Source organism: Streptomyces kebangsaanensis, from assembly GCF_001906585.1.
In the GTDB taxonomy this organism is placed as follows: Bacteria; Actinomycetota; Actinomycetes; order Streptomycetales; family Streptomycetaceae; genus Streptomyces; species Streptomyces kebangsaanensis.
On record NZ_JUJA01000157.1, the window covers coordinates 219926 to 230282 of the forward strand.

At 68.0% G+C, this 10357-nt stretch carries 13 protein-coding genes and 1 tRNA gene; 4 read left to right on the forward strand and 10 right to left on the reverse strand.

The features are described 5' to 3' along the window. Positions 1-71: 71 nt before the first annotated feature. Entirely contained in the window at positions 72-647 is a 576-nt protein-coding gene (dcd, locus tag RH94_RS28170) for a dCTP deaminase (protein ID WP_073951139.1), read from the reverse strand. Positions 648-1150: 503 nt separating this feature from the next. Between dcd and RH94_RS28175 the strand changes: the two genes are divergently transcribed. Then, positions 1151-1224, forward strand: a tRNA-Gly gene (locus RH94_RS28175). A 78-nt stretch (positions 1225-1302) separates the two neighbouring features. Here the strand turns inward: RH94_RS28175 and RH94_RS28180 are convergent. The 6 genes from RH94_RS28180 to RH94_RS28200 all read right to left on the reverse strand — a co-directional run bounded on the left by RH94_RS28180 (position 1303) and on the right by RH94_RS28200 (position 5300). Next, positions 1303-1464, reverse strand: a complete 162-nt coding sequence (locus RH94_RS28180) for a hypothetical protein (RefSeq protein WP_199881075.1) — start codon at positions 1462-1464, stop codon at positions 1303-1305. 19 nt (positions 1465-1483) lie between these two features. Continuing rightward, positions 1484-2374 carry a phosphotransferase gene (locus RH94_RS28185; RefSeq protein WP_073951141.1) on the reverse strand — a complete coding sequence of 297 codons (891 nt, stop codon included), beginning with the start codon at positions 2372-2374 and terminating at the stop codon, positions 1484-1486. After that, the gene (locus tag RH94_RS28190; protein ID WP_073951143.1) at positions 2358-3254 is read right to left on the reverse strand and encodes an aldo/keto reductase; all 897 of its coding nucleotides are present in this window, start codon (positions 3252-3254) and stop codon (positions 2358-2360) included. The genes RH94_RS28185 and RH94_RS28190 overlap by 17 nt, the downstream gene beginning before the upstream one ends. Beyond that, the gene (locus RH94_RS28195) at positions 3251-4435 is read right to left on the reverse strand and encodes a cupin domain-containing protein (RefSeq protein ID WP_073951145.1); all 1185 of its coding nucleotides are present in this window, start codon (positions 4433-4435) and stop codon (positions 3251-3253) included. The genes RH94_RS28190 and RH94_RS28195 overlap by 4 nt, the downstream gene beginning before the upstream one ends. Before the next feature lie 15 nt (positions 4436-4450). Then, positions 4451-4594, reverse strand: coding sequence for a hypothetical protein (locus tag RH94_RS41585; RefSeq protein ID WP_199881076.1), 144 nt, complete (start codon positions 4592-4594; stop codon positions 4451-4453). Positions 4595-4760: 166 nt separating this feature from the next. Continuing rightward, on the reverse strand, positions 4761-5300 hold the full coding sequence (locus RH94_RS28200; RefSeq protein ID WP_073951147.1) for an ATP-binding protein: 540 nt from the start codon (positions 5298-5300) through the stop codon (positions 4761-4763). Positions 5301-5478: 178 nt separating this feature from the next. On the opposite strand from RH94_RS28200, the gene RH94_RS28205 reads away from it, so the two are divergent. From RH94_RS28205 to RH94_RS28215, 3 genes are all read left to right on the forward strand, one after another. Next, complete coding sequence (locus RH94_RS28205; protein WP_073951149.1) at positions 5479-6645, forward strand: helix-turn-helix domain-containing protein; 1167 nt, start codon at positions 5479-5481, stop codon at positions 6643-6645. Between the two features lie 19 nt (positions 6646-6664). Beyond that, entirely contained in the window at positions 6665-7390 is a 726-nt protein-coding gene (locus tag RH94_RS28210; protein WP_073951150.1) for a 5-formyltetrahydrofolate cyclo-ligase, read from the forward strand. Between the two features lie 108 nt (positions 7391-7498). Next, the gene (locus RH94_RS28215; RefSeq protein ID WP_073951152.1) at positions 7499-8458 is read left to right on the forward strand and encodes an IS481 family transposase; all 960 of its coding nucleotides are present in this window, start codon (positions 7499-7501) and stop codon (positions 8456-8458) included. Between the two features lie 498 nt (positions 8459-8956). Here the strand turns inward: RH94_RS28215 and RH94_RS40450 are convergent, their stop codons facing one another. From RH94_RS40450 to RH94_RS28225, 3 genes are all read right to left on the reverse strand, one after another. Further along, positions 8957-9190: a hypothetical protein gene (locus tag RH94_RS40450; RefSeq protein WP_143204087.1), complete on the reverse strand. Its 234-nt coding sequence runs from the start codon at positions 9188-9190 to the stop codon at positions 8957-8959. Positions 9191-9776: 586 nt separating this feature from the next. Then, positions 9777-10100 carry a helix-turn-helix domain-containing protein gene (locus RH94_RS28220; RefSeq protein ID WP_055593799.1) on the reverse strand — a complete coding sequence of 108 codons (324 nt, stop codon included), beginning with the start codon at positions 10098-10100 and terminating at the stop codon, positions 9777-9779. Next, on the reverse strand, positions 10100-10357 hold a 258-nt coding region (locus RH94_RS28225; RefSeq protein ID WP_234426094.1), incomplete at its 5' end, for a type II toxin-antitoxin system RelE/ParE family toxin. The genes RH94_RS28220 and RH94_RS28225, both read right to left, overlap by 1 nt.

Here is a 10357-nt window from a genome sequence, read left to right on the forward strand (position 1 = left end):
GACGGCGGCACGCACGCGAAAGGGGCCCGGCCGGTCGGCCGGGCCCCTCGGTGTCTCTCAGGACCGCTCTCTCACACCTGCGTCCGGTGGAAGTTGACGTAGGCCCGGGAGGCGGTGGGTCCGCGCTGCCCCTGGTAACGGGAGCCGTAGCGCTCACTGCCGTACGGGGCCTCGGCGGGCGAGGAGAGCCGGAACAGGCACAGCTGCCCGATCTTCATGCCGGGCCACAGCTTGATCGGCAGGGTGGCGAGGTTGGACAGCTCCAGGGTCACGTGCCCGGAGAACCCGGGGTCGATGAACCCGGCGGTGGAGTGGGTCACGAGCCCGAGCCGCCCCAGCGAGCTCTTGCCCTCGAGCCGGGAGGCGAGGTCGACGGGGAGGGAGATGACCTCGTACGTGGACGCGAGGACGAACTCCCCGGGGTGCAGGATGAAGGGTTCGTCGCCCTCCGGCTCGACGAGCCGGGTGAGGTCCGGCTGCTCGGCGGAGGGGTCGATGTGGGGGTACCGGTGGTTCTCGAACACCCGGAAGTAGCGGTCCAGCCGCACGTCGACACTCGACGGCTGCACCATGGATTCGTCGTAGGGATCGATCCGCACCCGCCCGGCGTCGATCTCGGCCCGGATGTCCTTGTCTGAGAGAAGCACGTCCCGAGGATACGCAAGGCGCGCGGAGCCCCCACAATCAGGACGACTCCACGCGCCGGTCACCGCGGTGCTCTACCGCTTCCCGAGAGCCACGGGCACCGCGCTGCGGAGCCGGGCACACCGCGGGCATCTCACGAGCCGGCAGGGGCCGAGTCGCTCGGCCTGCTGCATCGGGAACGAAGCGGTGCTGAACACGTGCCCCTCGGCACAACGGACGACGGTGCGCTCCATCAGGTCCCTCAAGTCCCTTCCCCAGAACCGCGTCTGGCCTCTTGCCGCCTGACGACAAAAGCCACATTACGGGACAGAGGGAAGCTCCACCACCTGGCACTCAGACCCCACGCACCCCGCTTCCCCCACCCCCACCGTACGCCCCAACTCCACCTCCCCACACCCCTGTCTCTCCCCCTGAAACGCGCGCAGGCCCCTCGGCTTGAGCACCGGGGGCCAGCGATGAGGTACAGTGAGCGGGCATCGGACACCGACTCCGGTCGGCGTCTTACGCGGGTGTAGTTTAATGGTAGAACATCAGCTTCCCAAGCTGAGAGCGCGAGTTCGATTCTCGTCACCCGCTCCAGCAGAAACCCCCAGGCCAGAGGCCCGGGGGTTCTTTGTTGTCCAGACCAGTCGGTGATGCCGCACCACAACCGCACCATCAGCTCTCCGGCGACTCCTCTTTGTGGTGCGCGCGGTCGCCGGTGTGGTGCTTCGCACGTTCGCCCCGCACGAGGTCAACGAGCCCGGCGACGGCTTCCCGTTGCCGGGCATCGTCCTGATGGATCAGCGTTGCCTGCTCGGGGTCGTCCGGCGTCCCCACCGACTCGGCGGTGAGAGGCTCAGTGACCGGTCACCCCGTCGGCCATCATCCGGCGCCAGACCTCTTTTGCCCGCTGCCGAAGAGCGGGAACGAGTTCCAGGTTGTCCCCGCGTTCGGCGCTCTGCAGGAGTTCGGTGATGACCACCAGTTCCGCGAAGCGCCCGGCGTCACTGTCGAGACCAGTGGAAAGTTCCCGGCGGACGCGCTCGGCGGTCTCCGGCATCGTGAGGCTGTAGGCGTGCAGGAGTGCTGCGTCATAGCCGGCCGGGGCGGTGCCCCAGCCTTCCCAGTCCAGGATGCCGAGTTCGGGACCGGCGAGGTTGGCCCAGTGCAGGTCACCGTGTGCGGTGGACCACGCGGGCGGAGTCGTGGGCACCCCACTGCCGAGGAAAGCGAGGTACTTCGGCATGGCGCGTTCCAGGTATGCCCGGCGTACGGCCGTCCGATCGGTACGGACTGCCGAGAGGCGGTCGAGGGCCTTACGCAGGCCATCCCACCAGCCTGTTGTCAGGCGGGGCGGGGCGGCAAGCACCGGAGTGGACGAAAGGGTTCCGCCGACGACCAGGTCATACAGCTCTGCTTTGTACGCCTCCTCGCCCTCTGTCCACTGCCGTACGAGACGAAGACAAGGGCGCGGCACCTTCCGGGGTACCGACTGCTCGGCGTCCTCCGGTCCCCTCCACAGCTTGCCGCTCGTCTTGTCCACCGGGCTGTGGGCGACGCGCAGCCATGCCTGCCCGTAGGGCCCGGTGACGGGTCGGCCCAGCGTGCGTCCCCTCCACCCCCACGCCTCCTGCGTACCTCCGCCGGACAGTCGAGCGTCCAGGACCGCCCCGAGGAAGCCGCACGCCACGGTATGGGCCCTCCGCATGCGCGCGGCGACCTCGGGATCGTCAGGTTCCGAGGACATCGATGACCTTTCTCAGGCGATCGGGCGACAAGGGCTCGCAGGCCTCAGCGCCCAGGGCATCAGCCCAGTGTGCCGGTGTGCTCGACGACAGCAGGACACGCGACACTCCGGGAGCCGACAGGGCGACCAAGAGCGCGGCCTGCGCCGGGGAGGCAGCGGGGTCGATGACGCTCACCAGTTCCTCCGTCATCGCGCCGAGGAGTTCACCGCCTCCGAGCGGGGCCGATGCGAAGACATCGAGCCCCGCTTCCCGTGCCTCCACCAGTGCTCCGCACCCGTCGAGTGCGTCCGCCACCACGGCGAGTTGAATGAGTGAGACCGGGAACTGCACAGCTCGGAAGTGGTGGTGTGGCCCGCCCACGGTTTCCGCAAGTGCCGTGAGTTCAGGGATGGTGAACATGTCGCTCGACAGACCCGCCCAGGTGGCGACGCCGTAGCCGCCGATCTTGCCGGCGTCCGCCGCGCTCTCCAGTTCCTCGAATGCCTCGGTCAGCGTCCGCGACAGATCGGCCCGGTCCGTCCGGCCGTGCTCCGGATTGTGGACGAAGACCAGGTCCGGGACGCGGCCGAGGCGAGCACGACTACGGGCGAGCTGCCAGGCGATGTAGGGACGTGCCAGGCAGTGGCCTTGATCGCGGTCGTACGGCGGCACCCCGGCGTCCCGAGCAGTCTGCCGGTCGGAGTCGGGCACGAAGCCGACCTTGGTCGAGACACCTACCTGTGGATATGCGTCGAGGACCGGCTGCAGAGATGCCTCGGCCGTACCGGACGCGTAGTTCGGTGCCGTGTCGATCCATGTCATCCCGGCGTCCATGGCCGCAACCGCCGACTGCGACACGTCATGGCACCGATACGTCCCGGCTGCCAGTCGGGCGCTCATCCGGCCCGCCCCACGGCCGCGACCTCACCGTCCACCAGTTCGCTCACAAGTTGCGCCACCTGCCCGATGCGAAGCCCGGCCGCTCGGGCGAGTGTGTCCAGGCGGTGATGGCCTCCGTCCACGAGGAGGGACAGCAGGGGCGCGGCCTGCGGGGAGAAGGTCCATTCCTCTTCCCCTGCCGTCAGCACCGCGTGGCCTTCCCTGTCGCTGTGCAGCCGGGCGCGAGCAGTCACCAGGTGTACGACGACGGCGGGGTCGGGCGGTACGCCCTCGACGTACGGCAGTGAGGGCACGAGGCGGGCCCGGTCGGTGGCGTCCCGCATGGTGAGGAAGCGGTCGAGTAGCCTCCCGTCCTCGAACTCCTTCATGACGAGGTCGCCGAGCGACCGCACGAAGTCCGCCTTCTCTTCCTCGGTCCCGAAGCGTGGCAGGTCGCTGCGCACGGTCGTTTCACGGCGCAGGTCCTCGGAGAGCCACTGGAGGAGGTCGGCGCCGGTCGTGGTCTGCATGCCGCAGGTGAGGTGGAGGGAGTGGACGCCTTCGGAAGCGGCGACCGTGTGCCACCAACCGCGCGGCAGGTACAGCATGTCCCCTGCGTGCAGGACCAGTTCGACGAGCGGCTCGTTCGGCGGCGGTTCGGGGACGTCCGTGTCACGGTGGAGCGGGGCTTGCCTCGTGGGGCCGTGGATGCGCCATCGTTTGGCGCCGTCGAGTTGGAGGACGAGCACGTCGTGGTCGTCCCAGTGGACTCCGAAGCCTTCCTCGGGGGTCCAGGAGGCGTAGGCGTTGACCTGGATGCCGGTGCGCAGGTGTCGTTCCAGTTCCTGGGCGAGGTGGCCGACGCCCGGGTGCAGCTCGTCGATCGCGTCCAGGACGAGGGTGGCGCCCTCGGCGAGGTGGCGGTGCAGTTCGGCGGGCTTGAGCCGGTGCCACACGGTGCTGCGACGGGTGGTGATCGGCGCCGAGTAGGCGTGTTGGGGCAGCGCCTCGCCGCCCGCCGAGAGGCGCAGGCGGGGTGGTTCGAGCCGGTGGTGGGTGAGCAGGGCGTTCAGGTCGTCCCAGCCGAGCAGGCCGCTGAAGCGGCCCGGCTCGCCGGGAAGGTGGCGGTAGGTGCGGCCGTACACCTGGGCGAGGAAGTCCTCGCCCAGGTGCGCGACCACCGCGGGGACGTCGGTGGTCATCGGTTACGGCCCTTCTCAGTCGTTGCCGTCGGAACGACCGGTGGAACCGCCGTCCGAGGGCTGCTCGGCCCTCGAACGGGCGGCGGCGATCCGGCGACGGGCGACCAGCAGGCCGTGGCCCTCCTGATCGCCGTTCGTGGTCACGTTCTGTTCGGGCATGGCTGTGTCTCCTTCGGTGTTGGCGGAAGCGAGCAGGTTGCCCACTCCCTGGCTGTGGCGTCTCCAGCCGCCCCACCAGGCGGTGGCGGCCCGGCCGGAGGCGCCTGTACCCGACTTCGGGACTCATGCGTCCAAAGTCAGGTGGTCAGTGATCAGGTGGCAGTGATCAGGTGGCAGTGACATGCGAACGGGAGCCGTTGAGCACGCCGCATCCCGGTTCGGCAACCGTCACCGGCCGCCGTGCACCCCCGAACGAGAGATCGCTTTCGCATGCGGCGGGAGACGGGCGGGACGGCGAGGGTGAGCAACCGCCGACCTCGAACCAGACCGCCTTTCCGTCCGTGGTCGGCCGGGTGCCCCACGCCTGGGCAAGACCGTCGACCAACTGCAGTCCGCGCCCGCTCTCCTCGTCCAGGTCGGCCGGCGCCCGCTGCGGGAGAAGGCCGCCTTCCGTGTCCTCGGCTTCCAGGCGCACGCGACTCCCGTCCCAGCTCACCGTGACCTGGCAGCCCTCCCCCGTGTGCACCACGGCGTTCGCGATCACCTCACCGGCCAGCAGCTCCAGCGTCTCGATCGTGTCCTCCGCGAGTGGCAAGTCCCAGTCACGGACGATCGCGACAACCCTGCGACGAGCGGAAGAAACGGAGCTGACGTCGGACGGGACACGGAGGGACGAGGACTTCGGGGCGGGTGTTCGGAACGTCATGGAGGGCGAACCTTCCTGGCTGTGTGCGTCGGAGTTCCACACAACCGCCCACAGCCGACAACGCCCAGAGCACAATGGACGCACCAATGCGGCATCCGTGCGTCACCACCACGCCTCACCTGGGGAGTCGCCCAACCGCACATCCCTGGCAGGGCAGGAGGAACGGGGAGACAGCGTCATGGCGCACCATCGCAACAGCCTCGCAGCGCGTCGCCGAACCGTGGGTCTCACCCAAGAGGCCCTCGCCGAGCACATGCGGGTGGACCGCTCCACCATCGCCCGCTGGGAATCAGGCCGCACTGCCCCGCAGCCCTGGATGCGTCCACGACTGGCCCGCCTTCTGCGCGTCAACGCCGAGGACCTCAACGACCTACTGACCGCCAGGTCGCCAGGCAGCACGCAGGCACAGGACGCTCTCGATTACGCGATGCTTCACCCGGGCCGCATCGATCTGCCCGCCGTCGCCACACTTCGTACTCGCTTCGACGACTGCGCCGCTCGTTACGACCGTGTACCTTCGGCCGGCCTCATCGCAGAAGCAGCAGCGCAGCTCAACCGCATCGACCAGCTCGCCGCCGGCTCCGCCCGCGGACGCATCCAGAGGGAACACCACGCCCTGCACGCCGACGCCTGCACTCTCATGGGCCAGTTGGTCTGGGACGCCTCCCAGCGCCGCGACCACACCACCGCGAAGACGTACTACGAGCAGAGCGCCGACCTCGCCCGCCACCTACGGGACACCACTCTCGAAGCCCACGCCTTACTGCGCACCTGTTACGTCGCGCTGTACGGCGCACACGACGCGCAGGCCGGGCTCGCGCTCGCGAAGCAAGCAGCCGAAATCGCCGAGCGCACGAGTCCCGCCCTGTCCGGGCTGGCGCTCCTGCACGTCGCCGAGGCACACGCCATGCTGCGGTCGACCTCGGACTGCGAACGCGCTCTCTCCCGCGCAGAGCGCCAACTCGACCACGCGGACGGCAGCGACGCCGCCGCCGACCTGGTGTCACCAACCCAGTTCGGCCGACTCGCAGGCTCCTGCTACCTCTCCCTCGGAGACCACCAACGGGCCGAAACCCTGCTGACCAGCACGGCAGAGAAGCTGCGGGACAGGCGAAAGTCACGCGCAATCGTGCTGGGGAACCTTACGCTCGCCCGTATCCGTCAACGCGATGTCGAGGCGGGGGTGGCCAGCCTCACCGAAGCCATCGCCGAGCTGGAGACCACACGCGGAGGCGGAGGCATGAACATCGTCTTCGGAGCCGCCCGCGAACTACGCCCCTGGCGACAGGAACCCCTCGTCGCAGAGGTCCACGACAGACTGCTCGGCCTGATGACGGCAGCGTAGAAGAGAGAAGGAGACACCGGTGGCAGGCAACTCCCTGGACCGCGCCAAGCAGGCGGTACGCACGCAGGTCTGGGACGCCCTGACCGCCGCAGGCGCCGTCCACGACCCCTCCGTCCACGGCCGCATCCCCAACTTCAAGGGCGCCGAGGAAGCTGCGGCCCGACTCGCGGGGCTCCCGGCCTGGCAGCATGCGGGTGTCGTCAAGGCAGTACCGGACAAGGCCCAGCTTCCGGTTCGAGCACGGGCCTTGGAGGAGGGCAAAACCGTCTACATGGCGGTGCCGAAGTTGGCCACTCTCAAGCCCTTCTACCTCCTCGACCCGGCCAGCCTCACCGTCCCACCCACCGAGGCCGCAGCCAGCCGCACCGCCGCCGCGATCGCCCCCACCGTCGAGGTCGACGCCCTCCGACCTCTGGACCTGATCATCCTCGGCAGCGTCGCCGTCAACCGCGACGGCACCCGCATCGGCAAAGGCGCCGGCTACTCCGACATCGAGTTCGCCCTGCTCACCGAGGCCGGTCTGGTGACGCCGGAGACCATCGTCGTCACCACCGTCCACGCACTCCAGGTGACCGAAACCCCGATCCCCACCACGGAGCACGACGTCGGGGTCGACCTGATCGTGACCCCCGACGAGACCATCGCCTGCCCGAACCCTCACCGCCCGTCAGGAGTCGACTGGTCGGCCCTTACAGCAGAGAAGATCGCTGCAATCCCGGCACTCATGACTCGGCAGCGCGCCTGACGACCTCAGCGAAAAGCATTCGACCCCTGTGCCACACAGGCTCCTGAACTCCTCTAAAACTGACGATCATCGTTGACACCTGGGTCTCCGATCACTACGGAGACCCGTATGCCGAAGTCCACTCCCACCACCCCGCCGCTTGACCGTGAGGCCAAGCGGCGCCTGGCAGTGATACGCCACGTCGAAGAGGTCAGCGGGAACGTCGCGATGTCCTGCCGCTACTTCGGGATCAGCCGGCAGGCGTACTACACCTGGTACCGCCGCTACCAGACCGAGGGCATCGAGGACCTGCGCACCCGCTCCAAGGCGTCCAAGACCTCGCCGAACGCGACCCACGTCGAGGTGGTCGGGAAGATCATCTACCTGCGGCAGAACTACCACTTCGGCCCGGAGAAAATCGCCATGTACCTCAAGCGGTACCACGACGTCACCGTCAGCAAGTCGGGCGTGTGGCGCATCCTCAACCGCTTGGACATGGGCCGTCTGCCGGCCTCCCAGCGCTACAAGCGCCACGACCGCAGATGGAAGCGGTACGAGAAGCAGCTGCCCGGCCACCGCGTGCAGATCGACGTGAAGTTCATCGAGCCGCTCACCTCGATGTCGCAGGGGCGCCGCGGCGGGCGCAACAAGTACTACCAGTTCACCGCCATCGACGACTGCACCCGTCTGCGCGTGCTGCGGATCTACCCGCAGCTGAACCAGAAGACCGCCATCCAGTTCCTCGACTACATGCTGCAGCGCCTGCCGTTTAAGGTCGAGGTCATCCAGACCGACAACGGCGCCGAGTTCCAGTCCGCCTTCCACTGGCACGTGCTCGACAAGGGCATCGCCCACACCTACATCAAGCCCCGCACCCCGCGGCTGAACGGCAAGGTCGAACGCTCCCACCGGATCGACGCCGAGGAGTTCTACCGGCTCCTCGACGGCGTCGTCATCGACGACGCCGAGATCTTCAACGACAAGCTGCGCGAGTGGGAGGACTACTACAACTACCATCGCCCCCACGGCGGCCTCGGCGGCCAGACACCCTACGAACGCCTCAAGCAGAAGACCACGACCCAGGCGTAATCGATCAACGTCAGTGGCACACATCCCAGATGCAACCTGAGTAACAACTTTCTTCACGGGTTCAAGCCCGGCTGCGCTCCGCTCCGCCGGGCACGCTTCCCGGCTCCGCTGCCCTTCGCGCTCATGCCTTCGGCCCGCGCTACGGGCGCTGCACCGACGCGCGCCCACAAGTGGTTAGGCCGGGCCCATGAGTCGAGCACCCCACACACACCGGCCACGGTCAAAGACGATGCCTCCGGCGGGGGACCGGCCGGCACCGGGGGCAGGGGGTAGCGCCGCCGGGTGCGGGCACGTCGTTGGTTGCGAGGAGCTCCCATCCCGTCCACCGTCGACCCAGGCAAAGCCGAGCAGACGCGGCCCATGGCGTCCAGGTCGTTCGTACAGTGGCGCGCTCCACCTGGACGCCATGAACCACGCCCGCTCCACTGCGTGTGGGTCGACGGCGGACGGGATGGGAGCTGGGTTGAGTGGTGGGCTGAGTCAGCCTGTCAGCGCACGTCAGAGCGCTTCTTTGTTCTCCTTGGGCGCTTCACCCAACGTACGTACTGGAGGCAAGATGAACCGCTCCGGGGCGACACCCACCCGTAATGAATCGTCGATTTTGACCACTTGACTCTCCGTGCGCAAGCTCGGCGATACTTGCGCATGCACAAAGCTCGCCAAGGTCGCCCCAACCCGTCGTGGTCCATGCGGCTTGCCGCCAAGCTCTTCCCTGTGGATCTTGATGGTCATCGGCGAGAATCCTGGGCTCAGTGGACCAATTGGCGGATCTTCTTCTTGCTCCTCGCCGGACCCTTCTTGCTCATCGGTGCATTCACTGCAGGGGACGCCTCATGGCGGTATCGAGGCCTGCTCGGAATATCCGGCGCCGCACTCTCCATGACCCTGGTCTGCGCGGTGCAGGGGTACCGGCAGATCACGTCCTCAGCTCGGCAGAAGCCGACGGACTCGGCCTGAACACTGGTTCCCGGGTGGCGGTACAGCAACGAAGTGCAGCAACCAAAGAAACCGCCCTCGTTCGACAGTGGTCGCCATCGACCCAGCTTCGGCCGGTATGCTCGTGACCGACCGTTCCCTTAGAGCTACGGATCAGATGTCCCCGTGCCACAACCGTGCCAGAACGAGCGGGGAACCACGGGGAACAGCAGGCGCCGACAGGGCAGTTACCTCACGTCCGCCGAAGTGCTCCTTGCGCAGGTCAGCCACCAAGCTGATCAACCTCGCTCCTAAAGCGGGTGTCGCAGGTTCGAATCCTGCCGGGGCACCAGCCAAAAGGCCCCGGACCGATCACGGTCCGGGGCCTTTTGGCGGTTCGGTTTCAGGCGGCGTGGGGGGTGAAGGTGACACGGGAGTCGCCCTCGTCGATGGCCAGGTTCAGAGTGCCGTCCAGGGCCTTGGCCAGGCGCCGCAACAGCGGAAGCGTCGGCACGGTGTCGCCGCCCTCCATCCGGGACACCTGAGGCTGCGTCATCCCGGCCCGCTCGGCCAGCTCGGCCTGGGAGAGGCCGAGCTCGATCCGACGGTCGTAGACCGCCTGCCCGAGATCGCCGGCCAGCCGCGCGTCGACGTACTCCTGGTCGTACTCCACCGCCTCACCCGCGAGCTGCCGGGCCCGGCGCGTCCTCCACGTGCTGTGATTCATCAGCTCTCCTTGCGCCGCTCGTAGGTGTACTGGGCATGACCGTGCTCGGCTTCGCAGACCTTCTGGGCCTGGTGCGCACGCTCGACTTCCGCCGCCTCACGCATCCTCGTCTTACGGAACACCGTCAGCAGAACGATCCGCTGCCCGGGAGCGAGCCAGTACGGAATGCGCACGGCCTCGCCGTCCAGCTCGAAGCGCAGCTCACGCAGCTTGCCGCCCAGGTGACGCGAGTACGGCTCACCGAGCGTCGTCGGCTC

Bases quoted from the DNA above. Each gene is read 5' to 3' on its own strand.
- RH94_RS28215 (WP_073951152.1), top strand. From the start codon at position 7,499: ATGCCGAAGTCCACTCCCACCACCCCGCCGCTTGACCGTGAGGCCAAG.
- RH94_RS40450 (WP_143204087.1), bottom strand. From the start codon at position 9,190: ATGACCATCAAGATCCACAGGGAAGAGCTTGGCGGCAAGCCGCATGGA.
- RH94_RS28185 (WP_073951141.1), bottom strand. From the start codon at position 2,374: ATGTCCTCGGAACCTGACGATCCCGAGGTCGCCGCGCGCATGCGGAGG.
- RH94_RS28200 (WP_073951147.1), bottom strand. From the start codon at position 5,300: ATGACGTTCCGAACACCCGCCCCGAAGTCCTCGTCCCTCCGTGTCCCG.
- RH94_RS28220 (WP_055593799.1), bottom strand. From the start codon at position 10,100: ATGAATCACAGCACGTGGAGGACGCGCCGGGCCCGGCAGCTCGCGGGT.
- RH94_RS41585 (WP_199881076.1), bottom strand. From the start codon at position 4,594: ATGCCCGAACAGAACGTGACCACGAACGGCGATCAGGAGGGCCACGGC.
- RH94_RS28190 (WP_073951143.1), bottom strand. From the start codon at position 3,254: ATGAGCGCCCGACTGGCAGCCGGGACGTATCGGTGCCATGACGTGTCG.
- RH94_RS28205 (WP_073951149.1), top strand. From the start codon at position 5,479: ATGGCGCACCATCGCAACAGCCTCGCAGCGCGTCGCCGAACCGTGGGT.
- RH94_RS28195 (WP_073951145.1), bottom strand. From the start codon at position 4,435: ATGACCACCGACGTCCCCGCGGTGGTCGCGCACCTGGGCGAGGACTTC.